The organism is Amycolatopsis sp. VC5-11, assembly GCF_037034185.1.
In the GTDB taxonomy this organism is placed as follows: domain Bacteria; phylum Actinomycetota; class Actinomycetes; order Mycobacteriales; family Pseudonocardiaceae; genus Amycolatopsis; species Amycolatopsis nivea.
Genome location: NZ_JBAGKF010000013.1, coordinates 17,891 through 41,366, shown reverse-complemented (window position 1 = coordinate 41,366; position 23,476 = coordinate 17,891). Strand labels below are relative to the sequence as shown.

The window sequence follows — 23,476 nt, the reverse complement described above, 5'->3', positions numbered from 1 at the left end:
TGAACAACCCGTTCACCGCCGGTTTTTCGTTCAGACCAGCTTCTCCGCCAGCCGACGGCAGCCCTCCACCAACGCGACCGCGTGCTCGTCCCGCTGCGCCTTCGTCATCCGCCCGGTCGGCGCGGCGACGCTCAATCCGCCCAGCAGCGGACCGTCCGGACGGGCCACCGCGCAGCCGATCGAGCTGACGCCGTCCTCGCTCTCGCCGGCGTTGAGCGCGTAACCGCGCCGCCGGATCCGTTCGATCTCGGCCAGCAGCGCGCTGCGGCTCGTCATGGTCTTCGTGGTGACCTGGCCCAGGACGTCGTCCGGGTAGCGCTGGGCGATCTGGTCGTCGGGCAGGTGCGCGAGCATCGCTTTGCCGAGGCTGGTCGCGTGCGCCGGGAGCGTGCGGCCGACGCGGCCGGACACCCGCAGCGCCCGGTCGCTCTCGATCACGTCGAGGAAGCGGACCTGATTGCCCTCCAGGGAACCGAGGTGCACGGTCTCGCCGGTGGTTTCGGACAGCCACTGCAGCACCGGCCGCGCGACCGCCCGCAGGTCCATCTGGTTCACCACGGACAGTCCGATTTCGACCAGCGCGGGCCCGGCGCGGTAGACGCGGCTGGCCGGGTCCTGATCGACGAATCCGTGGTGGACGAGCATCGCCATCAGCCGGTGCGCGGTCGACTGCCCGACCCCCAGCGCGTCCCTCGCGTCGGACAGCCGCAGCTCCCGCGTGGCGCTGAACATCCGCAGCAGCCGCAGCGCGCGGTCGACGGATTCGATCGGGTACTGGGGCGCGGGCCGCGCGGGACCGGCTTCGGCAGCGGATGTCTGCATAGCAGACATGGTATCTGGACCAGGGAGTTTACGGGTGCTTCCGGAGAGAAAACTTGGCACGATTTCTGGAGAAAAGAATCAGAGTCCGCAGACTAGACTTCGGGCCGGGTCGCGGGGTTAGCATGAGCCGACGGCACGCGGGGCTCCAGGTCCCCGCGGGACTCAGGAAGCGCAGGAGCGACGATGCTCGAAGCACATTCCGGCCCGGAAATCCCGACCCGGGTCGCCGAACTTCTCGACCGCGAGTGGCGCCTGCTCATCGACGGCAAACTCGTCCCGGCGCGGTCCGGCGCCACCTTCTCCCGGGTGTCCCCTTACACGGGCACGGCGATCGCCGAGGTCCCCGACGCGGGACCCGACGACGTCGAGGAAGCGGTGCGCGCGGCGGCCGACGCGAGGGCGGTCTGGCGGGACACTCTGCCCGTCGAGCGGGCGAAGCTGGTCGCCGAACTGGCCGACGCGATCGAACGCCACGGCGAGGAACTGGCCCTGCTCGACACCGTGGACGCCGGTTCGCCGATCTCGAACTCGCGCGTCGACGTCGGCGTGACGGTGGCGCAGCTGCGCATGTTCGCCGGGCAGGCGCTGGAGCTGAAGGGCACGACGGTGCCCGCCAGCACGGCACTGCACGTGACCACTCGCGAACCGGTCGGCGTGGTCGCGCGGATCGTGCCCTACAACCATCCGCTAATGTTCGCGGGCAAGATCGCCGCGCCGCTGGTCGCGGGCAATCCGACGATCCTCAAGCCGCCGGAGGCCGCGCCGCTGTCCGCGCTGCGGCTGGCCGAGCTGGCGAAGGACATCTTCCCGCCCGGCGTGCTCTCGGTGCTCGTCGGCGACGGGCCGGCGGTGCCGGACGCGCTGGTGCGGCACCGGCACGTGCGGCGGATCGGGTTCATCGGGTCCGAACCGACCGGACGCGCCATCCAGCGCGCGGCGGCGGAGAGCGGCGTCAAGGACGTCAGCCTCGAACTCGGCGGCAAGAACGCCATGGTGGTGTTCCCCGACGCGGACCTCGAAGCGGCGGCCGCCGGAGCCGTGCTCGGCATGAACTTCACCTGGTCCGGACAGTCCTGCGGGTCGAACTCGCGGCTGCTGGTCCACCAGGACGTCCACGACGCGCTCGTCGCCCGCGTGGTCGAGCTGATCGAAGCGCGCCGCATCGGCGATCCGTTCGACGAGCGCACCGAACAGGGCACGATGATCAACCGGGCGCAGTACGAGAAGTCGTTGTCCTACATCGACATCGCGGTGTCCGAAGGCGCGAAGGTCGCGACCGGCGGCGGCCGCCCGGCAGGCGTCGACCAAGGCTTGTTCGTGGCTCCGACGGTGTTCACCGGCGTGCGCCCGGACATGCGGATCGCCCGCGAGGAGGTGTTCGGGCCGCTGCTGTCGGTCATCCCGTTCGCCGACGAGGCCGAAGCGGTCCGCATCGCCAACAGCGTCGACTACGGGCTGACCGCGAGCGTCTGGACCTCCGACGTCACCCGGGCGCACCGCGTCGCCCGCGCGTTCGAGGCCGGGTTCGTCTGGATCAACGGCTCGTCCCGGCACTTCCCCAACGTGCCGTTCGGCGGCGTGAAGGGATCCGGCGTCGGCCGCGAGGAAAGCCTCGAAGAACTCCTCAGCTACACGGAAACCAAATCCATCAACGTCATGTTCTGACCATCGAAGGCAAAGGGGCCCTCATGGCGTACGTCATCGGCATCGACACCGGCGGAACGTTCACCGACGCCTTCGTCGCCGACCAGCACAACCGGCTCGCCGCCGCCAAAACCCCGTCCACTCCCCCGGATTTCGCGACCGGCTTCCTCACCGCGATCGACGAGCTCGCCGCGGAACTCGGCATCCCGGTCCGTGAACTGCTCGCCAACACCGATTACGTCGTGCACGGCACCACTTCCACGCTGAACGCACTCGTGACCGGGGACGTCGCGCAGGTCGGCTTCCTCACCACCCGCGGACATGCGGACTCGATCAGCATCATGAACCTCGAAGGCCGCTACGCCGGTCTCGGGAGCGACGACATCCAGCACATGGCCCGCACGGCGAAGCCCGCGTCTCTGGTGCCCCGGCACCGGATCCGCGAGATCGACGAGCGCGTGGACTACCAGGGCCGCGTCGTCGTCCCGCTCGACGAGGACGGCGTCCGGACCGCGGTCCGCGAACTGCTCGCCGACGGCGCCGAGGCGATCGCGGTGTCGTTTCTCTGGTCGTTCCGCAATTCCGCGCACGAGCAGCGGGTGCGCGAGATCGTCCAGGAGGAAGCGCCGGAGGTGTACGTGGCGCTGTCCAGCGAGGTCAGCCCGCGCATCCGGGAGTACCCGCGCAATGTCACCACGATCATGAACACGCAGGTCGGCCCGCGGCTGGGCAGCTACCTGAGGCCGCTCGAAGCCGAACTGCGGGAGCGCGGGCTCACCGGCGCGCTGCTGGTGATGCAGGGCTCCGGCGGCTGCGTTACGGCCGCGGACGCGCCGGCGCACGCGATCACCACCATCGGTTCGGTGCTCACCGGCGGTGTCGTCGGCTGCACCCGGATGGCCGCGTCGCTCGGCCACGACAAGGTGATCTCGACCGACATGGGCGGCACGACGTTCCTGGTCGGGCTGGTCGTCGACGGCAAACCCGTGACCACCACGAGCACGATCCTCAACCAGTACACGATCAGCACGCCGATGGTCGACGTGCACACCATCGGAGCCGGCGGCGGTGCGATCGCCTGGGTCGACCCGGGCGGCAACCTCCGCGTCGGGCCGCGCAGCGCGGGCGCCCGCCCCGGACCGGCCTGTTACGGCGAGGGCGGCTGGGAGCCGACGGTCACCGACGCCGACCTCGTCCTCGGCATCATCAACCCGGACAATTTCCTGGGCGGGCGCAAGAAACTGGACGTCCAGCTGTCCCGGGACGCCATCGACAAGGTGGTCGCGACCCCGCTCGGCATGTCCGTCGAGGACGCGGCCGCGGCGATCTACGCGATCCAGAACGCCCAGACCGCCGACCTCGTCCGCAAGGTCGTGGTCAACTCCGGCCAGGACCCGCGCGACTTCACCCTCTACGCGTTCGGCGGCGCGGGCCCGATGCACTGCGCGAGCTACTCGTCCGACCTCGGCGTCAAGGAAGTCGTGGTCCCGCTCGGCTCCACCGCGGCGGTCTTCTCCGCCTACGGCCTCGCCGCCTCGGACATCGTGCTGACCGCGGAACAGTCGCAGCCGGTCGCGATGCCGGTGCCGGCCGAGACCGCGAACGAGGTGTTCACCGGCCTGGAACGGGAACTGGAACGCCGGTTGGCCGAACAGGGCCTCACCTTCTCCGCGATCAGCTACGAACGCGAAGCCGACATCCGCTACACCATGCAGCTCGCGGAGGTCGCGACCCCGGTACCCGGCGGCGAGCTGACCGACGAGTCGGTAGAGCAGCTCGGCCGCGACTTCGAAGCGAGCTACGAAGCGTTGTACGGCAAGGGATCCGGCTTCCCGGACGCAGGCCTGCAGCTGATCACCTACCGCGTCCGCGCGACCGGGATCCTGCAGATCCAGCCGGAACTGCCCGAACACGGCACCCTGCCCGGCAAGCCCGCCACGAGCGGCGAACGGGAAGTCCTGCTCGACGTCCGCGCCGGACGCCAGCCCGCCGCGATCTACGACTACCGCGCACTCGGCGCCGGCCACGAGATCGAAGGCCCCGCCGTCGTCGAAGCGCCGACCACCACCGTCGCCCTCCCGCCGGGCACTCAGGCCGCTGTGGACCGTCTCGGCAACCTCGTGATCCGTTTCCCCGAACGGAAGGAACACTCCTGATGGCTGTCATCCCCGTCGCCGGATCCGAGCGATTCGTCCAGTCCGGCGCTCCCCTCGACCCGGAAGCCCGGTTCGGCGACCTGAAACTGCACCGCGTCGACTCCACCGACGTCGACGCCCTCACTTACGAGGTCGTCCGGCACCGCTTGGTCGCCATCACCGACGACATGGGCGACGCGATCAAGCGCATGTCCGGCTCGGTCGTCGTGACCGACTGCAACGACTTCGGCGCGGGCATCATGGACGAGACCGGCGAAACCGTGCAGGTCGGGCTGTACAACATGCAGCTCGGGTCCGCTTTGGACATGGCGGTGCGCTGGACGCTCGAGCATCGCGCCGAGAACCCGGGAATCGCGCCGGGCGACCAGTTCCTCCTGAACGACCCGTGGATCGGCGGCGGGCTGCACCAGAACGACGTCACCGTCCTCGCCCCGCTGTTCTACGACGGCCAGCTGTTCTGCTGGACCGGCGCGGTCGCGCACCAGGTCGACCTCGGCGGCGTGTCGCCGGGCAGCTGGTCGGTCGAGGGGCACGACGTGTTCTGGGAGGCGCTGCCGATCCCGCCGGTGAAGATCGTCGAAGGCGGCACGCTGCGCTCGGACATGGAGGACATGTACCTGCGGCGGTCCCGCGTGCCGAGGCTGGTCGGGCTGGACCTGCGGGCGAAGATCGGCGCGAACAACGTCGCGCAGGACCGGCTCACCGCGCTCATCGACAAGTACGGCCCGGACACCGTCAAGGCCGTGATGAAGAAGATGATGGGCGACGCGGAAGCCCAGCTGCGCACCAAGCTGCGGGCGCTGCCGGACGGAACGTGGTCGGCGGTCGCGCACCAGGACGGCGCGCGGGCGGGCGACCGGGACATCCACAAGATCGTCGTCGCGATGTCCAAACAGGACGACACCCTGACGTTCGATTTCACCGGCACCGACCCGCAGGTCGACGGGATCATCAACTGCACACTCGCCGGGCTGCGCGGCGGCATCCTGCCGATCCTGCTGACCATGCTGTGCCCGGACATCTCCTGGTCGCCGGGCGGGATCTACCGGTGCGTCGAGATCGTCAGCGAACCCGGGACGATCAACAACTGCACCTTCCCCGCGGGCATCGGGAAGGCGTCGGTCAACTCGGCCTGGTCCACGCAGAACGCGGTCTCCGAAACCGTCGCGCAAATGCTGAGCACGCACGCCGAACTCAGCCGGTCGGCGATGAGCGTCTGCTGCGGCACCTGGGATCTCACCCTGCTGGCCGGCGTCGACCAGCGCGGCGGCGGCTTCGCCACGATGCTGTGCGACGCGATGTCCGGCGGCCTCGGCGCGAAGGTGGACGGCGACGGCGTCGACACCGGCGGCGAGAACTGCATTCCGATGGGCCGCATCGCCGACATCGAGATCAACGAGTTCAGCTTCCCGATGCTCTACCTGTGGCGGCGCGAGGAAGTCGATTCCGGCGGACCGGGCCGGTGGCGCGGCGGCGTCGGAGCGTCGAGCTGCTTCATCCCCTACGACTCCCCCACCCGCAGCGTTCATCTCGTCGTCTCCGCGAACGGCAAGGCGGTCCCGCAGGCTCCCGGCATTTCCGGCGGCTATCCCGCGGCCACGCAATGGGATGTCCTCGTCCGCGACACCACCGTCCGCGACCAGCTCGCGAACGGCCGGATCCCGCAGACGATCGACGACCTGCGCGGCCGCGCGGACACCCTCCCGCCGCACCTGGAAACCGACCTCGCCGAAGCGGACGTCTACTTCACCCATTGGCAAGGCGGCGGCGGAATCGGCGACCCGCTGCACCGTGAACCCGAACGCGTCGCCGCCGACGTCCGCGACGGCAAGGTGTCCGCGATCGCCGCGCTCGACGTCTACGGCGTCGTGCTGGACAACGGCGCGCCTGACCTCGCGGCTACCGCGGCGCACCGCGACCGGCTGCGGTACGAGCGCGCCGGGCTCACGCTGCCGGAAGGAGCGCACCAGTGAACCTCGACCTCAACCTCCGCGTGGACGACGCGACCGGCGCGGTCGTCTGCCGCCACTGCTCGGCCCGGATCGGCGACACCACCGCCGAACCGATGGCGCACGCGCTGCGCCACGAACGGCCCTCGACCGACGCCGGACCGGGTGTCCACGCCGATCCCGCCGCGTTCGTCGACCGGGAAGTCCTGCTGCGCCAAGCGTTCTGCCCCGGCTGCCTGACGCTGCTGTCCACCGAGATCGTCCCGGACGGCGAACCCTCCTACCGAAGCTGGAGCCTGACATGACCCTCAACGGACTCGCCGGAAAGGTCGTCGTCGTGACCGGCGCGGCCCAAGGCATCGGCGCGGCTTACGCCCGCCGGCTGGTCTCCGAAGGCGCGACCGTGGTGCTCGCCGACCTCAACCTCGAGGGTGTCCAAGCCACCGCCGTTTCCTTCGACGGTCCCGGCAAAGCCAGCGCGTACGCCCTCGACGTCTCCAGCCGCGCCAGCTGCACCGAGTTCGCGGCGCAGCTCACCGAGGCGCACGGGCGGGTCGACGGCCTGATCAACAACGCCGCGATCTTCTCCACCATCAAGATGAAGCCGTTCTGGGAGATCACCGACGAGGAATGGGACCGTCTGATGGCGGTCAACCTGCGCGGCCCGTGGCTGCTCGTGTCGGCGCTGCTCCCGCTGCTCCAGGCTTCACCGTCGGCAAGCGTCGTCAACATCGGCTCCGACGCGGTGCAACTCGGCCGCCCCGGATACCTGCATTACGTCGCCAGCAAGGGCGGTGTGCACGGCATGACCTTCTCGATGGCACGGGAACTCGGCGAGTTCGGCATCCGGGTCAACACCCTGTCGCCGGGCCCGGTCTACACCGAAGTCGCGCGGGAAACCGTGACGCCCGAACAACGCGAGGCCATGCTGCGCGCCCAATCGCTGCACCGCCCCGCCGGGGCCGACGACATGACCGGGCTGGCCGCGTTCCTGCTCAGCGACGACGCGGGCTACCTGACCGGCCAGACCCTCAGCGTCAACGGCGGGCTGGTGCACCGATGAGCACGCAACAGGAACTCGTCGCGCTGTCGTCCCGGATCCTGGCCACCGCAGGACAGGGCGACCTCATCTGGGGCCACGTCTCCTGCCGCGACGCTGACGGACGGGGCGTGTGGATCAAGTCCGCGGAATGGGGCATGGAGGAGGTGACGCCGGAGCGGGTGCAGCTCGTCAACGCCGACGGCGAGGTCGTCTCCGGCACCGGGCCGCGGCACAGCGAATACCCGATCCACACCGAGGTCATCGCCGCGCGGCCGGACGTCAACGCGGTGGTGCACACGCACGCCCCGCACGCCGTCGCCCTCGCCGCGACGGGACAGGAGCTGCGGCCGGTGAGCCATGCCGCGAACCTGTACGTGCCGCCCGAAGTGCCGCGCTACACCGAGACCGCGGATCTGATCCTGACGCCGGAATTGGGCAAGTCCCTGGCCGCGGAACTCGGCGATGCCCGGGCGGTATTCCTGGTGAACCACGGAATCGTGGCGGTCGGCGATTCGGTGGAAAGCGCGACCGTCGCCGCGGTGGTGTTGGAGCGGGCTTGTGAACAGCAGTTGCTGACCCAGTCCTTCGGCGGATGGCCTAGCTGGTCGCCGCCGGAGGAGTCACATGCGAAGCGGGAGCACATCTATCACCCGCGTGCGGTGCAGGCGGTGTGGGATTACCTGGTGCGGCAGCTGCCGTGAGGTCGTGAGTGGCGATGCCGGTTCTCACCGGCATCGCCACTCACGACACCCCCACCGAAAACCCCACTGTCCGCCCAGATTCGCACAGGAATCCGCACCCCGCCTGCCCTTGCCGCGGTAGGGAACAATTTCTAGGGCAGGTTCCGCGGCGGAGGGGCGGCTCGATGACGGTCCGAGTCTTGCTGGTCGAGGACGACGCACTGATCAGCGAAGCGCTTTCGCTCGCTCTCGCGGACCAGGGCTGCTCGGTGACCCAAGCCGCGTGCGGCGAGGACGCGTTGGCGATGCTGGAATCGGTGCGCGTGGACGTCGTCCTGCTCGACCTGATGCTGCCGGGCATGGGCGGGCTCGCCGTCTGCAAGGAACTGCGCGTGCGCGGGGATCTGCCGGTTATCGTCATCACCGCCCGGGCCGACAGCCAGGACGTCATCGCCGGGCTGGAAGCCGGTGCGGACGACTACGTGACCAAGCCGCTGGTCGCCGGCGAGCTGGCGGCCCGCATCCGCGCGTTGTTGCGCCGCGCGGCGCCGGTTCGCAGGTGTTGTCTCCAGGTCGGCGATCTGCTGCTGAGCACGCACGACGACTCCGTATCCCGCGAAGGCGTCCCCATTCGCCTTACCCGTACCGAATTCCGCCTGCTGGCCGAATTGGCCGCCGCCGACGGAGAGGTTGTCACGCGGGAGCAGTTGCTGCACCGGATCTGGGGGCGCGACTACTTCGGTGGCACGCGGTTGCTCGACGTCCACATCCGGCGATTGCGGCGCAAGGTCGAGCCGAATCCCGATTGTCCGCGTCTCGTGCTCACTGTCCGGGGAATCGGCTACCGTGCCGAGCCCCGGCCGTGATCCCCGCTTCCGTGTCCCGGGTTTCCTTGCGCTGCCGGGTTTCCGCGGCGTTCGGGCTCGGGCTGCTGGTGGTGGTCAGCGCGTTGTCGGCGGCGACCTGGCACCTCGCCACCGACTACCTGCTCAACCAGCGCCAGCAGAGCGCCGACCGCCATTCCCGGATCAACGCGCGGCTGGTCGAGAACGAGGTCCGCGACCGAACCGGCGGTCTCGGCGAACTGCTGTCCGGCCTCACCTCCGGGCCGAATTCGACGATCCTCGTGGCCCTGCCCGGCGGCTGGCACACCGCCGGACGCCCGGTCGGCCCCGCGGACCTCCCGCCCGGCCTGCTCTCCCGCGCCCGCCCCGGCGCGCCCGCGCACGAGCGGTTCACCGCCGACGGGATCCCGGTCCTCGCGGTCGCGCAACGACTCGCCCGGTCGAACGGCTACTACGTCGAACTGCATCCACTGCTCGGGCTCGAACGGACCTTCCGCAACCTGCGCATGATCCTCGTGGCGGGCACCGTGGCGTGCGGGCTGTTCGGCGTCGCACTCGGCGCGTGGGCGGCCCGGCGCGCGCTCCGTCCGCTCGCCGCGTTCACCGAAACCGCCGCCCGCATCGCCCGCGGCGACCTCCGCGCCCGGCTGCCCGAACAGGCCGGACCCGACCTCGCCCCGCTCGCCGCGACGTTCAACTCCACCGCCGACGCACTGGAACAACGGGTCCGCCGCGACGCCCGGTTCGCCGCCGACGTCAGCCACGAACTGCGCTCCCCGCTCACCACGATGACGTCCGTCGCGGAAGTCCTCGAACGCCGCCGCGACGCGATGCCCGCGCCCGCGCAGAAGGCGTTGCAGCTCCTGCTCGCCGAACTGCGGCGGTTCCGCGGCATGGTGCTCGACCTGCTCGAGATTTCGGCCGTCGACCAAGCCGACCATGGCGAGGAACGCGAACTGGTCGACCTCGGCTCGCTCGTCCGCAGCGGCGTCGCGAGCAGCCCGGCCCCGCGCCCGACTCTCGACCTCGCCCCGGACCCGCTGCTGGTAGCCGCGGACCGGCGACGCCTCGACCGGGTATTGGCGAACCTCCTCGACAACGCGGCCCGCTACGGCGGCGGCGCGGTCCGCGTGGCCGCACATGCGAGCAACGGCGTGGTCCGGCTGGAAGTGGACGACGCGGGCGCCGGGGTGCCCGCCGAACTCCGGGAACGCATTTTCGAGCGGTTCTCCCGAGGGGTGCACGCCGGGCGGCGGGATCCCGATTCAGGGACCGGTCTGGGATTGGCGATCGTCGCGGACCACGTCCACCGCCACGACGGACGGGTGTGGGCGGAGGAACGGCCGGGCGGCGGAGCGCGGTTCGTCGTCGAACTCCCCCAAGCACCCGGGTGACTCGTCAAGCCAACTCGACCAGCAGCGCGGCATGCTTCGGGCGCGTCAGACGGCAGGGTCGGGCGCACGACTGAGCGAAGGCCCTGGGCTCTTTGCACCGCACCGGGTTGCTTGCCTGCCTGCCCGCGGTCAGTTATCGCGCCGGACCGCGCTTTCCAGCAGGGCCAGCGCCCGTTCGATGTCCTTCCGATCCGCTTCGTCCAGGTTGGCGAGGAGCGATTCCTCGCGCTCGAGATGTCCTTCGAGGACCCGGTCGATGAGCTTGCGGCCAGCCGCGGTCAGTTCGGCGTAGCTGACCCTGCGGTCGCCACGGTGGTCGCGGCGGCGGATCAGCCCGTCGCGTTCGAGCGCGTCCAGCCGTCCGGTGAGAGCGCCGGACGTGACGAGCGCGGAGGCGGCCAGCTCGGACGGCGTCTTCCGGTAGGGACGCCCGGCCCGGCGGAGGTTGCACAGGATGTCGAACGCGCCCGGGGTCAGGCCGTGCGGGGCCAGGTACTCGCGCAGTCCGCCGGCGGCGAGGTCGGCGATCCGGCGGACCCGGCCGAAAATCGCGATCGGCGAGGCGTCCAGGTCCGGGCGCTGCCGCGCCCAGTCCGCCACCACCTGGTCGACCGGGTCCATCGTCATCGGCTCCTCGTTCCGCGGGATGCGGACGGAGCCTATCCGCGTCCTAACGGGACTGCGCCGCGGGCTGACCGGGCGCGGCGGGTGCTTTCCCGGCCGGAGCGCGGCCGCGGAGCAGCACGACCGCACCGACCAGCGTGAGCAACTGGGTCGCGGCGAGCAGGGCGTACCCGGCGGCGAACCCGTGGTCGCCGCCCGCCGCGATCGCCACGCCCATCAAAGTGGGAAGCAGCGCGGACACCAGATTGCCGACCCCGTTGATCAAGCCGTAGGCGCTGCCCACCGCGCCCGCCGGCGCGTACTGCTGCACCAGGGTCGGGATCGCCGGTCCTTGCAGGCCCCAGAACGCGTTGGCGAGGATCAGCGTCGCCGCCGCGAGCCAGCGCGAATCGGCGAAGGTCACGGCCGTCGCGCACAGCGCGGTGCCGACGCTGCCGATGACCAGCACGAGCGGCGCCCGGCGGGCCGGCATCCGGTCGATGAGCCATCCGCCGAGGAACCCGGACCCGAGGCTGACCACGAACGGCAGCGCCGACAGCGCGCTCATCTGCGCCAGCGAGAAATGCCGTGCCTGCAGCAAATACGACGGCAGCCACGACGTGCTGCCCCACAGATAGCCGAGCGTCGCCACCTCGATCAGCAGGATCCAGCCGAGCTTGGGCGTGCGCAGCGCCCCCGCGAACCGCCGCAACGCCGGTTCCCGGACCGCCGTCCGGCGGCGCGACGCCCGGACGAACACCGCGACCAGCGGCAGCCCGACCACGAGATTGAGCGCCGCGAGCAGGAGGAACGAGCCGTGCCAGCCGAAGTGCACGAGGGCGAAGGTGATCACCGGGATGCCCAGCGCCGTGCCCAGCGAAACGCCCATCGAGCTGACCGCGTTGGGCTTGCCCCACGCGCCTTCGGCGAAATTGTCCTTCACGTACATGGTTTTCAGCGAGAACAGCGGCCCCTCGCTGGCCCCGAGCAGGAACCGCAGGGTCAGCAGCAGCATCGCGCTCCCGGCGTACGGGGACACGAGGGTGAACAACGCCCAGCACCCCAGGCTGACGAGCAATCCGCGCCGCACCCCGAACACCGCTTCGTACCAGGGCGTGATCAGCATGGCCGCGATTCCGTAACCGGCCAGGAACAGCGTCATCAGGGCGCCTTGCGCCGCCCGGTTGCCCGCGATCCCGAAGTGCCGCGTGAAGGCCGGATCGGTGATCAGCACGGACACGTTGACCCGGTCGATGTAGGAGATCGCCACGACCGCCAGCAACGCCAGCACGCCCAGCCACGCGGTCATCGGCGCGCCGGGACGCCGGTCTTCGGTCGGCAGAGTCACCGCGGTTCCTTTCCGGGCCGGACCATCGCGAGGCGGCCCGGACCGCGCGGACCCGCCGCGCCGCCAGACCGGCCGCCTCGGCCGGCGGGGTCGCCCGGAAGTATCTTTGTCCTAAGATGCTTGTGTCAAGCTATCTCGCCAGAGTCCTCTCCCCGGCCCAGCGCCGTGACCGTACGTGAAGGGCCCCTTGAGGGGAATGAGATTTTGCGCCAGGGACCCAAGGCGGCGCCGTGGATGCGGCTGAGGCGAGCCTGCCCAGGCCGAAGGTCCTGAGTGGCTGCGATCCGTGAGGGTCGCCTTGAGGGAATCAGATTCCCTCAAGGCGACCCTCACGGACCTGAATAACCCGTCACAGAATCGCAAAACGGGCATTTCGGCGGCTGTTGCGTCTCTTGTGGACGGTCAGCCGGGCCGAATCGCGGCTGACGTCGCCCGGCACGGGACTCGGCGTCCCGCCAAGCGCTTTCGCGAGCGTCCTGCCGCCTCCCCGGCGACCGCCGACCCTGGCCAGCCCTTCGACGCGGGCACACGAGCCCCGGCTGCCCCTGCGGTGTCGCCTTAAGCCCCTTGGCATGGGAAATCAGATTCCTTCAAGGGGCCCTTCACGGACAGTTGCCGGGGTGCCGGGCGATCAGCCCCACACCGGTTCGCGCGCCGGGGCGAGCAGATCGCTCACGTCGCCGGAAAGGTCCTCGCCCGGCAAGCCGCGCCGGAACAGCCGCCCGGCCGCGCCGCCGCTCGTGGACACGCCCGCGAGTTCCGCCCAATCCCCGCGCACGCGCAGCCAGGTGCCCTCGCGCAGGCCGAGCACCGGGATGTCGTTGCACTCGTGGAATTCCGCGAGCCGCTTCTCCCGCGTCTCGCCCATGTGCGTGCTGCCCGGATCGGGGTCGACGTAGTGCGGGTTGAGCTGGAACGGCACCAGGCCCAGCGAAGTCAGGCTCGGCGGTTCCACGATCGGCATGTCGTTCGTGGTGCGCACCGTCGGCCCGGCGATATTGGTTCCCGCGCTGGCACCGAGGTAGGGCATTCCCTCGGACACCCGGTCCCGCAACGGTTGCAGCAACTCGCGCCGGTACAGCTCGGCCAGCAGGCGGAACGTGTTGCCGCCGCCGGTGAACACGGCCTCGGCGGAACGCACCGCGGCGACCGGGTCTTCGGCGGTGTGCAGCCCGCGCACCCGCACCCCGAGCGGTGCCGCGGCGGCGGCGATGCGCTCGGTGTAGCCGTCGTGGTCGGCCAGCGCGAAGGGCACGAACAGCAGCTCGGTGCGTCCGTCCAGCACCTCGGCCACCGCGTCCAGCGCGTGTTCCAGCGGCTGGTGGCCGTGGTTGGTCGAATTGGACAGCAACAGCAAGTCAGTCACGCGATTCTCCTTGGTTCGCCCGCCATTGTTCAGCAAGTCCGCAGCAGCCGGTCGAGGACCCGGACGGAGAACCGCAGAGACTCCAGCGGGACGCGTTCGTCCACGCCGTGGAACAGCCGGTTGTAGGGCAGTTCCGGCGGGACGCGCAGCGCCTTGAACCCGAAGCCGCGGATGCCGAGGCCGGACAGCGCCTTGTTGTCGGTGCCGCCCGCGTTGCAGTACGGCGTGGGGTGGCCGTCTGGGTCCTCCGCGGTGATCGCGGCGCACATGGCGTCCACCAGAGGGCCGTCGAAACTGCTTTCCATGGCGATGTCGCGGTGGATGAACTCGCGGCGCACCGAAGGCAGCAGCAGCTCGTCGATGGTGTCCAGCAGTTCCTTCTCGTACCCGGGCAGGAACCGGCCGTCGACCGCGGCGGTGGCCCGGCCGGGGATGACGTTCACCTGGTACCCGCCGGAGATCATGGTCGGGTTCGCCGAATTGCGCAGGATCACGTTCACCAGGTCGGCCACCGGGCCCATCCGCGCCAGGCTTCCGTCCACATCGGACGGATCGAACGGGACGCCGAGCAGTTCGCCGGCGCGTTCCAGCAGCGCCCGCACCGGTTCGATCAGCCGGACCGGGAACCGGTGCCGCCCGATCCGGGCGAGCGATTCGGCGAGATCGGTGACCGCGTTCTCGTCGTTCGGCGAGGAGCCGTGCCCGGCCCGGCCGGTGGCGGTCAGCCGCAGCCACGCCTGCCCGCGCTGCGCGCACTCGATCGGATACAGCCTGCTGCCGTTGCCGAGGTCGAACGACACCCCGCCGCCCTCGGTGATCGCCTCGCCCACGCCGTCGAACAGGTCCGGGCGGTGCTCGGCCAGCCAGTGCGAACCGAACTTGCCGCCGCCCTCCTCGTCGGCGAGGAAGCCGAACACGATGTCCCGCGCCGGTTTCTCGCCGGTGCGGCCGAACTGCCGCGCCAGCGCGAGGATCGCCGCGTCGAAGTCCTTCATGTCGATCGCGCCGCGGCCCCACAGCATGCCGTCGGCGATCTCGCCGGAGAACGGCGGGACGCTCCACTCGTCGGCGTCGGCGGGCACCACGTCCAGGTGTCCGTGCAGAAGCAATGCGGGACGCGACGAGTCCACACCGGACACTCGCGCGAACACACTGGCCCGCCCGGGCGCGCTTTCCACCAGCGTCGGTTCCAGCCCGGCGTCGGTGAGCTTCTCCGCGACATACTCGGCAGCGGGCCGTTCGGTCGCGCCCGGGTTGGACGTGTCGATCCGGATCAGGTCCCGGCAGAGGTCGACCACCTCGTCCTGTGCGCTGGTCACCGCCCCACCTCCTCCAGTTCCGCCGAGCCCACCGGCCGGATCAGCCCGGCGCGGCCCAGCACCGTGTACAGGATCGCGGCGGTGAGCAGCGAGTTGAGCGCGGGGATGCCCCAGTGCACGAACTCGCCGACGCAGAACGCCGCCGCCCACACCGCGAGCGTGGCGGGCACCCACACCGGCATCGACGCCGGGACCCGGCCGGCGGCCCTGGTCTCCCGCAGCGGGGTGGAGAGGCCGCGCACCAGGAAGTACTCGGCCACGATGATGCCGCCCACCGGCGGGATCGCGACGCCGAGCACGGACAGGAACGCGGTGAAGTGCTGGAGGAACCCGATCGCGGACAGCACCGTCCCGGCGATGCCGATCACCAGGGTGACGACACCGCGGTGCAGCGGGCGGCCGAACACGGTCCGCACGAAGTTCACCACGCCCAGCGAAGAGCCGTAGAGGTTCCAGTCGTTGATCTTCGCGGTCGCCAGGACCACCACGATCAGCCCGACGAAGCCCGACGTGGACAGCACGATGTGCGTGACGTCGGAACTGCCGACCAGGTGCCCGAGCAGCACGCCGGTCATGCCGACGATGTACTCGGACAAGACCATCGACGCGGAGCTCTGCAGCAGGACGTGCCAGCCCTTGCGGTTGAACCGGGTCATGTCCGGGGCGACCACGGCGCCGGTCATGTAGCCGCCCGCGATGATCGTCGCCGCGGCCGGGATGGAGATCGCCGTCGCGGTCGGCGCGGCCGACATCAGCGCGCCCACCGAGTGGTCGGACAGGGTCGAGATGACGCTCCAGGCGACGAGGCCGAAGAACAGCGGCACCGCGATCTTCGCCAGCCACATCATGTACTTGAAGCCGTAGATCACCAGCAGCGTCAAGACGACGCCGGACACCGCGCACCACAGCCACGGCGGACCGCCGACGAGGGCGTGCATGCTCTTGCCGAAGATGCCGTTCTGCACGCCGAACCAGCCCACCAGGCTGATCGCGATCACCAGGCTCACCAGCGCGGACCCGTTGCGGCCGAAGCCGGTGAACCGGGTCAGCATGGTCATGGTGAGCCCCTCGCGCTGGCCGGCGAGGCCGATCAGGAAGATCACCACCTCCAGGATCACCGCGCCGAGGGTGAACGCCCAGAACGCGTCGGAGAACCGCATCCCCACGCCGAGCGTCGCGCCGAGCACGAACTGCGACAGCGAGCCGGACTGCGCGAGCCACTGCAGCAGCATCGAACCGAAGCCGTAGCGGGCGTTTTCGGGGACGCGGCGCAGCGAGTAGTCGTCGTTGCCGATCCGTTTCTTGGCGTGTTTCGCGGTTTTCGTCGCGGTGCTCATCCGGCCACCTCCGTGCCCAGCGTCTGCAGGTGCGCCATCGAGCCGTAGCGGGCTTGCAGAGTGGCGAACTCTGCCTCGTCGTGGAAATGCAGCGCGCCCGTGCCGAACTGCTTGGCGACCTCGACCGCGTAGCGCGCGGCGGCCGCGATGTCCGTCTCGTGGCTGGCGCCGGTCGCGCAGCCCGCCACCGTCGCCGCCGACGTGATCGCCAGCCCGACGACCGGCGCGTCCGTCGCGGTCGCCGGCTGCAGGATCGAGTTCAGGTGATAGACGCCGTTGCCGTACGGGGTGATGTCCTGCGTGGTGATCGGGTAGGTCACCAGCGGCGCTCCGGTCACCGCCTCCAGCAGTTCGCCCAAGCCCTCCGAGACCCGCAGGATGTAGCCGCTGCGCACGGTCGGGGAAAGGGCGAGCCCGCGGTGGTTGATCACCCGGTTGCCCTTGGTGGTGTCGATCGACAGCACGGCGGCCATCTCGTCGGACAGCTCGTAGCTGTTCATCGTGGCGATGTCGACCGGCGAGTTCATGAACGGCACCGGATCGTGCGGCAGGGTCGGCGCGTCCGGGCAGACGTGCGTCCCGATCAGCACGTCGCCGGCCAGCACGTCCCCGCGAGCCCGCATGGACAGCAGCTTGGCCGCGGCGGCGAGCGCGGCGGCCGCACCGTCCCCGTCGGACACGAACCCGGTCACTTCCGGCCGGGCGCCGACCCCGCCGAGCCGCCCGACGACACCGAGCGTGGGCGCGTCGCCACCCGCGGTGCGGCCCCGGCTGCCGGACACGCGCACCCGGACGAAGTCGGTCTTCCCGGCCGGACCGGGCACCGTCGTGATCTCCGCGCCGCTGCCGTCCGCGCCGGCGACGGCGTCGAGGTAGGCGACGACCTCTTTCCCGGTCACCGCCGGGTCGTCGAGGATTTCGAGCAGTTCCAGGACGTGTTTGAGCATGTGGTTCCTCTGGAGTATTCAAGGCCGCCGGGGATTGGTCCGACCAGATTCCGTCCGGGCGCCCCGGCATTGCCAGCATTTCCCGTTATTCGCACAATGGCTGGATGCCGGACCCCGACGACCGCACCACCCCGCCCGGCCTGCCGCAGACCGCGGACCGCGCGCTGCAGGTCCTGCTCGCGTTCGACCGCGCCCGCCCGGAATGGGGCGTCACCGCGGTGGCCCGCGAGTTCGGGCTGCACACGTCGATCGCCCAGCGGCTCCTGGCCGTGCTGGCCCACCGCGGTTTCCTCGTCCGCGACGACAGCACCCGCAAGTACCGGATCGGCCCGGCCGCACTGCACCTGGGCCGGATGTGGGACCGGGCCGGGGCGCTGGACCTGCTGGTGGTCCCGGTCCTGTCCGACCTCGCCGCCCAGACCGGACACGCCGCCCTGCTGTCCCTGCCCGACGGCGCGCACACCCGATGCGTGCTGGCCGCGGAAGGCGCGGACGGACGGCTGCGCGGCTACTCACTGGTCGGCGAGCTGTACCCGGCGCATGCGGGGGCGACGAGCAAGGCTTACTTCGCGTTCCTGTCCGAAGAGGAACGCGACCGGTTGTTCGCCGACCGGCCGATGGCCCGGTTCACGCCGGATACGGTCACCGATCTCGCCGTGCTCCGCGAACAACTGGCCGAGGTCGCCGAGCGGGGTTGGGCGTTCACCACCGGCGAGTACGACACCGGGGTGGCGACGCTCGCCGTGCCGGTGTTTTTGCGCGGAGAACCGTACGGGAGCTTGTCTGTCGGTTGGTCTGCTTCCCGCTTTCAGCATGACCCGGAGCAGTGGGTGGATCTGTTGCGGCGAGGGGCGGAGTTGATCGAACTGCGGCTTTCGCGGCCGGTTCCGCGGCGGTGAGACGCCGCCCCGTCGACACCAGTCCCACACCAAGTTGCGAAGAAAGCCTTGACCAGCCGCCTGTTATCGCTAACATTGCCATGCTCACGCCGCGAACTTCAGCGAGGAGGTGCGGGGATGCCCACCGACGGTCCCACTGCCAAACGCCAGCCCGGGCTTGCCGAAGTGGCCGCCATGGCGGGTGTTTCGCACATGACTGTCTCCCGGGTCGTCAACGACACCGGGACGGTTCGCGCGGAGACGCGGGCCCGGGTGCTCGCCGCGGTGGAGGAGCTGGGGTACCGGCCGAACTCGGCGGCCAGGACGTTGGCGACCGGGCGGTCGAGCATTCTCGGCGTCGTCGCGCTGGAGTCCAATTTGTACGGTCCGGCGAGCACGCTGTACGGCATCGAGCACGCCGCTCGCGAGGAGGGTTACGGGGTCACCATCTCCAGCGTCAGCCGGCCGCGGCGGTCGACTTTCGCTGAGGCGGTGGACAATCTGCGGCGGCAGGCGGTCGGCGGGATCGTGGTGATCGCGCCGCACGTCGCGGCCGGCGAAGCGTTGCGACAGGTGACCGGCGACATCCCGATGGTCGCGGTCGGCGGCGGCGAATCCGTTCCGGTGCCGGTGATCTCGGTCGACCAGTACGACGGGGCCCGCCGGGTGACCGAGCATCTGCTGTCGCTCGGGCACGAAACCGTGTGGCACGTCGCCGGGCCGGAGGACTGGCTGGAATCGCTCGAACGCGAGCGCGGCTGGCGGGAAGCGCTCGAGCGGCGCGGAGCGCAGGTGCCACCGCCGTTGCGCGGGGATTGGAGTCCGCGTTCCGGCTACGACGCCGGACGCCGTCTGGTCGCCGAAACCCGACCCGACGCGGTGTTCGTCGCGAACGACCAGATGGCACTGGGCGTGCTGCGCGCGTTCGCCGAGGCGGGCATCTCGGTGCCAGGCGAGGTGCGCGTGGCCGGGTTCGACGACGTGCCGGAGGCGGCGTACTTCAGCCCGCCGCTGACCACCGTCCGGCAGGACTTCATCGAGGTCGGGCGGCGGACGTTCCGGCTGCTCGTCGAACGCATGGAAGGCGGCGACCCCGGCATCCGCCATCTCGTCGCACCCGATCTGATCGTCCGGGACAGCACCGGGCCCCGGTAGCAGCACTGCACGACCGCACACAAGCAAGCGATCACCCTTCAAATGTTAGCGCTAACAGTCGAGCGGCAGCCCGTCGCGCGGCGTGGAGTCCGGAAGGAAATCCCTCCAGTGCCAGCAGATTCCCTCGTCGTCGGCATCGACTTCGGCACGCTCTCCGGACGCGCCGTGGTGGTCCGGGTGCGCGACGGCGCCGAACTGGGGACCGCCGTGACCGAATACCGGCACGGGGTCGTCGACGACCGGCTTCCCGCCACCGCCGAGGAGTTGCCGCCGGGCTGGGCGCTGCAGGTTCCGTCGGACTACGTGGACGTCCTGCGCACCGCCGTGCCCGCCGCGCTGGCCGAAGCGGGCGCCAACCCGCAGGACGTGATCGGGATCGGCACGGATTTCACCGCCTGCACGATGATCCCGACCACCGCGGACGGCACTCCCCTGTCCGAACTCCCGGAGTTCACCGGCAATCCGCACGCGTACGTGAAGCTGTGGCGGCATCACGCCGCGCAACCGCAGGCCGATCGCATCAACGCCGTGGCCCGCGAACGCGCTGAGCCGTGGCTGCCGCGGTACGGCGGATTGATCTCGTCCGAATGGGAGTTCGCCAAGGCGCTGCAATTGTTCGAGGAAGCCCCCGAGGTCTACCGGGCCATGCAGCATTGGGTCGAGGCGGCGGACTGGATCGTCTGGCAGCTCACCGGGACTTATGTCCGCAACGCCTGCACGGCCGGCTACAAGGGGATCTACCAGGACGGCCGCTACCCGGGCCGGGAGTTCCTCGGCAGCCTCAACCCCGGCTTCGAGTCCTTTGTGGAGGACAAGCTCGACCATCCGATCGGGCAGCTGGGCTCGCTCGCCGGGAAGCTCAGCCCGGAAGCCGCGGCCTGGACCGGGCTGCCCGCCGGGATCGCGGTCGCGGTCGGGAACGTCGACGCGCACGTCACCGCGCCGGCCGCGCAGGCCGTCGAGCCGGGCCAGATGGTCGCGATCATGGGCACGTCGACCTGCCACGTCATGAACGGCGCCGACCTGCGCGAGGTCCCGGGCATGTGCGGGGTCGTCGACGGCGGCATCGTCCCCGGGCTCTGGGGTTACGAGGCAGGACAGAGCGGAGTCGGCGACATCTTCGGCTGGTTCGTCGACCACTGCGTCCCCCAGTCCTATTCGGACGCCGCGCGCACCGAAGGGCTCCACGAGTTTCTGACCGGGCTCGCGGCGCAGCAGGAGATCGGCGAGCACGGACTGGTCGCGCTCGACTGGCACAGCGGCAACCGGTCGGTCCTGGTCGACCACGAGCTGTCCGGCGTGCTCGTCGGGCAGACGCTGAGCACCCGGGCCGAGCACGTGTACCGGGCGCTGCTGGAGGCCACCGCGTTCGGCACCCGCAAGATCATCGAGACCTTCGAGGCCGCCGGGGTTCCGGTCACCGAGCTGATCGTCGCGGGCGGGCTGACCAAGAACCCGTTGCTGATGCAGATCTACGCCGACGTCACCGGACTCCCGCTCTCGGTGATCGGCTCGGCGCAGGGACCCGCGCTCGGCTCCGCGATCCACGCCGCGGTCGCCGCCGGCGCCTACCCCGACGTGCGCGCGGCCGCGGCGGCGATGGGTTCGGTCCAGCGGATGGCGCACCAACCCGTGCTGACGAACGTGTCGGCCTACGACGAGCTGTACGCGGAATACACCGCGCTGCACGACTATTTCGGCCGCGGCGGCAACGACGTGCTGCACCGTCTCGCCGCGCGCCGCCGCGAACTGGCCACTGTCGCGAAAGGACAGAACTGATGACGCTGACCGCCCAGGCGCGCGGGACGATCGCGGAGCTGCGGGAATCCGTCGCGCGGCTGCACAGCGAGCTGACGCGCAACGAGCTGGTCGTCTGGACCTCGGGCAACGTGTCGGCGCGGGTGCCCGGCGAGGACCTGATGGTGATCAAGCCGTCCGGAGTGTCCTACGACGACCTGAGCGCCGACACCATGGTCGTCACCGACCTGCACGGCGAGCTCGTGCACGGCGAACTCGCCCCGTCGTCGGACACTGCCGCGCACGCCTACGTGTACCGGCATCTGCCCGAGGTCGGTGGGGTCGTGCACACGCATTCGACCTACGCGACGGCCTGGGCCGCGCGCGGCGAGCCGATCCCGTGCGTGCTCACGATGATCGCCGACGAGTTCGGCGGCGAGATCCCGGTCGGCCCGTTCGCGTTGATCGGCGACGACTCGATCGGCCGCGGCATCGTGGAAACGCTGCGCGCGACCCGCTCCCCCGCCGTCCTGATGCGCAACCACGGCCCGTTCACCGTCGGCGCGACCGCGCGGGACGCGGTAAAGGCCGCGGTGATGGTCGAGGACGTGGCCCGCACCGTCCACATCGCACACCAGCTCGGCACGCCCGTCCCGCTCTCGGGAACCGACGTCGACCGGCTGCACGCGCGCTACCAGAACGTCTACGGGCAGCGCTGAAAACCCTGAGCCAGCAAGGAGAACAGATGATTTTCGCGACCAAGCCGCAGGTGTGGTTCCTCACCGGCAGCCAGGCGCTCTACGGCGAGGAGACCCTCGACCAGGTCGCCGGGCAGTCGCTGCGGATCCGGCAGCTGCTGGCCGATTCCGGCGGGCTCCCGTGCGAACTGGTCGGGAAACCGGTGCTGACCGAGTCCGCCGGAATCCGGCAGGTGCTGCAGGAGGCCAACGCCGACCCCGCGTGCGTCGGCGTGATCGCGTGGATGCACACCTTCAGCCCGGCGAAGATGTGGATCAGCGGACTCGACGCGCTGCGCAAACCGTTGCTGCACTTGCACACCCAGCTCGACGCGGCGCTGCCGTGGGCCACGCTCGACATGGACTACATGAACCTCAACCAGGCCGCGCACGGCGACCGGGAGTTCGGGTTCGTCCAGACCCGGCTCGGGATCCCGCGCAAGACGGTCGCCGGGCACGCGGCCGATCCGGCGGTGGTCGCCCGGATCGACGCGTGGGCGCGCGCGGCGATCGGCGCGGCTCACCTGCGGACGCTGAAACTGGCCCGGTTCGGCGACAACATGCGCGACGTCGCGGTCACCGAAGGCGACAAGGTCGAGGCAGAGCTGCGGTTCGGTGTCTCGGTGAACACCTACGGCGTCACCGAACTCGCCGAACGGGTCGACGCGGCCTCCGCCTCGGACGTCGACAGCCTGGTCGCGCAGTACGCCGACGAGTACGCGCTCGCACCGGAGCTGGCGCGCGCCGGTGAGCGGCACGAGTCGCTGCGCTACGCCGCGCGGATCGAACTCGGCTTGCGGTCCTTCCTCTCCGAAGGCGGGTTCGGCGCGTTCACCACGAACTTCGAGGATCTCGGCGGGCTTCGCCAGCTGCCGGGACTGGCGGTGCAGCGGCTGATGGCCGACGGCTACGGCTTCGGCGGCGAAGGCGACTGGAAGACGTCCGCGCTGCTGGCGTCGGTGAAAGCGATGGGCCGGGGCTCGAACCGCGGAACGTCCTTTATGGAGGACTACACCTACCACTTCGGGCCTGGCGAACCGAAGATCCTCGGCGCGCACATGCTCGAGGTGTGCCCCAGCATCGCCGCGGGCAAGCCGTCGTGCGAGATCCACCCGCTCGGCATCGGCGGCCGCGAGGACCCGGTGCGGCTGGTCTTCGACGCCGCGGCCGGTCAGGGCACGGTGCTGGGCCTGATCGACCTCGGCGACCGGTTCCGCCTGGTGGCCAACGAAATCGACGTCGTCCCGCCCGACGAACCGCTGCCGAACCTGCCGGTGGCCCGCGCGGTGTGGAAGCCCGCGCCGTCGCTCGCCACGTCCGCGGAAGCGTGGATCACCGCCGGCGGACCGCACCACACCGTCCTCACCCAGGCAGTCGGCACCGAGACCGTCCGGGACTTCGCCCGGATGCTCGACGTCGAACTGCTCGTCATCGACGGAAGCACCACCACCGCGGACTTCGCCGACCGCATCCGCTGGAACCAGGCCTACCACCGGCTCGCCCAGGGTTTCTGAAAG

At 70.4% G+C, this 23,476-nt stretch carries 20 protein-coding genes; 13 read left to right on the top strand and 7 right to left on the bottom strand.

What is annotated here, in order from left to right:
• Positions 1-30: 30 nt before the first annotated feature.
• On the bottom strand, positions 31-822 hold the full coding sequence (locus WA670_RS31035) for an IclR family transcriptional regulator (protein ID WP_063697846.1): 792 nt from the start codon (positions 820-822) through the stop codon (positions 31-33).
• Between the two features lie 183 nt (positions 823-1,005).
• Here WA670_RS31035 and WA670_RS31030 point away from each other — a divergent pair, with 183 nt between their 5' ends.
• The 8 genes from WA670_RS31030 (at position 1,006) to WA670_RS30995 (ending at position 10,532) form a co-directional block, all read left to right on the top strand.
• A complete protein-coding gene (locus tag WA670_RS31030) occupies positions 1,006-2,487 on the top strand; it encodes an aldehyde dehydrogenase family protein (RefSeq protein ID WP_336159675.1) in 1,482 nt (493 codons plus the stop codon).
• Between the two features lie 23 nt (positions 2,488-2,510).
• Positions 2,511-4,622, top strand: coding sequence for a hydantoinase/oxoprolinase family protein (locus tag WA670_RS31025; protein ID WP_336159674.1), 2,112 nt, complete (start codon positions 2,511-2,513; stop codon positions 4,620-4,622).
• Positions 4,622-6,595, top strand: coding sequence for a hydantoinase B/oxoprolinase family protein (locus WA670_RS31020; RefSeq protein ID WP_336159673.1), 1,974 nt, complete (start codon positions 4,622-4,624; stop codon positions 6,593-6,595). The genes WA670_RS31025 and WA670_RS31020 overlap by 1 nt, the downstream gene beginning before the upstream one ends.
• The gene (locus WA670_RS31015; RefSeq protein WP_134662835.1) at positions 6,592-6,876 is read left to right on the top strand and encodes an acetone carboxylase subunit gamma; all 285 of its coding nucleotides are present in this window, start codon (positions 6,592-6,594) and stop codon (positions 6,874-6,876) included. Before WA670_RS31020 ends, WA670_RS31015 begins: the two co-directional genes overlap by 4 nt.
• Positions 6,873-7,634 carry an SDR family NAD(P)-dependent oxidoreductase gene (locus WA670_RS31010; RefSeq protein WP_336159672.1) on the top strand — a complete coding sequence of 254 codons (762 nt, stop codon included), beginning with the start codon at positions 6,873-6,875 and terminating at the stop codon, positions 7,632-7,634. Before WA670_RS31015 ends, WA670_RS31010 begins: the two co-directional genes overlap by 4 nt.
• Positions 7,631-8,314, top strand: coding sequence for a class II aldolase/adducin family protein (locus WA670_RS31005; RefSeq protein ID WP_336159671.1), 684 nt, complete (start codon positions 7,631-7,633; stop codon positions 8,312-8,314). The genes WA670_RS31010 and WA670_RS31005 overlap by 4 nt, the downstream gene beginning before the upstream one ends.
• A 164-nt stretch (positions 8,315-8,478) precedes the next feature.
• Positions 8,479-9,159: a response regulator transcription factor gene (locus WA670_RS31000; RefSeq protein WP_336159670.1), complete on the top strand. Its 681-nt coding sequence runs from the start codon at positions 8,479-8,481 to the stop codon at positions 9,157-9,159.
• Positions 9,156-10,532 (top strand): sensor histidine kinase, encoded by a 1,377-nt coding sequence (locus WA670_RS30995; RefSeq protein WP_336159669.1) that lies wholly within the window; start codon positions 9,156-9,158, stop codon positions 10,530-10,532. The genes WA670_RS31000 and WA670_RS30995 overlap by 4 nt, the downstream gene beginning before the upstream one ends.
• 129 nt (positions 10,533-10,661) lie before the next feature.
• On the opposite strand, the gene WA670_RS30990 is transcribed toward WA670_RS30995, so the two are convergent.
• The 6 genes from WA670_RS30990 to WA670_RS30965 form a co-directional block, all read right to left on the bottom strand.
• Complete coding sequence (locus WA670_RS30990; protein WP_162836055.1) at positions 10,662-11,159, bottom strand: MarR family winged helix-turn-helix transcriptional regulator; 498 nt, start codon at positions 11,157-11,159, stop codon at positions 10,662-10,664.
• A gap of 43 nt (positions 11,160-11,202) precedes the next feature.
• Positions 11,203-12,483 carry an MFS transporter gene (locus tag WA670_RS30985; RefSeq protein WP_238606496.1) on the bottom strand — a complete coding sequence of 427 codons (1,281 nt, stop codon included), beginning with the start codon at positions 12,481-12,483 and terminating at the stop codon, positions 11,203-11,205.
• Positions 12,484-13,114: 631 nt separating this feature from the next.
• Positions 13,115-13,849, bottom strand: coding sequence for a dipeptidase PepE (gene pepE / locus WA670_RS30980; RefSeq protein ID WP_336159668.1), 735 nt, complete (start codon positions 13,847-13,849; stop codon positions 13,115-13,117).
• A 29-nt stretch (positions 13,850-13,878) separates the two neighbouring features.
• Positions 13,879-15,168 (bottom strand): M20/M25/M40 family metallo-hydrolase, encoded by a 1,290-nt coding sequence (locus tag WA670_RS30975; RefSeq protein WP_336159667.1) that lies wholly within the window; start codon positions 15,166-15,168, stop codon positions 13,879-13,881.
• Complete coding sequence (locus WA670_RS30970; RefSeq protein ID WP_336159666.1) at positions 15,165-16,505, bottom strand: cytosine permease; 1,341 nt, start codon at positions 16,503-16,505, stop codon at positions 15,165-15,167. Before WA670_RS30970 ends, WA670_RS30975 begins: the two co-directional genes overlap by 4 nt.
• The gene (locus WA670_RS30965) at positions 16,502-17,452 is read right to left on the bottom strand and encodes a DUF1177 domain-containing protein (protein ID WP_336159665.1); all 951 of its coding nucleotides are present in this window, start codon (positions 17,450-17,452) and stop codon (positions 16,502-16,504) included. The genes WA670_RS30970 and WA670_RS30965 overlap by 4 nt, the downstream gene beginning before the upstream one ends.
• Positions 17,453-17,556: 104 nt before the next feature.
• Between WA670_RS30965 and WA670_RS30960 the strand changes: the two genes are divergently transcribed.
• The 5 genes from WA670_RS30960 to araA all read left to right on the top strand — a co-directional run bounded on the left by WA670_RS30960 (position 17,557) and on the right by araA (position 23,473).
• Positions 17,557-18,351 (top strand): IclR family transcriptional regulator, encoded by a 795-nt coding sequence (locus WA670_RS30960; protein WP_037806323.1) that lies wholly within the window; start codon positions 17,557-17,559, stop codon positions 18,349-18,351.
• 117 nt (positions 18,352-18,468) lie between these two features.
• Positions 18,469-19,485, top strand: coding sequence for a LacI family DNA-binding transcriptional regulator (locus WA670_RS30955; RefSeq protein ID WP_336159664.1), 1,017 nt, complete (start codon positions 18,469-18,471; stop codon positions 19,483-19,485).
• Between the two features lie 108 nt (positions 19,486-19,593).
• Positions 19,594-21,264: a ribulokinase gene (gene araB / locus WA670_RS30950; RefSeq protein ID WP_336159663.1), complete on the top strand. Its 1,671-nt coding sequence runs from the start codon at positions 19,594-19,596 to the stop codon at positions 21,262-21,264.
• Positions 21,264-21,941 carry an L-ribulose-5-phosphate 4-epimerase gene (locus tag WA670_RS30945; RefSeq protein ID WP_037806329.1) on the top strand — a complete coding sequence of 226 codons (678 nt, stop codon included), beginning with the start codon at positions 21,264-21,266 and terminating at the stop codon, positions 21,939-21,941. The genes araB and WA670_RS30945 overlap by 1 nt, the downstream gene beginning before the upstream one ends.
• A gap of 26 nt (positions 21,942-21,967) precedes the next feature.
• A complete protein-coding gene (gene araA / locus WA670_RS30940; RefSeq protein ID WP_037806331.1) occupies positions 21,968-23,473 on the top strand; it encodes an L-arabinose isomerase in 1,506 nt (501 codons plus the stop codon).
• Positions 23,474-23,476 lie beyond the last annotated feature (3 nt).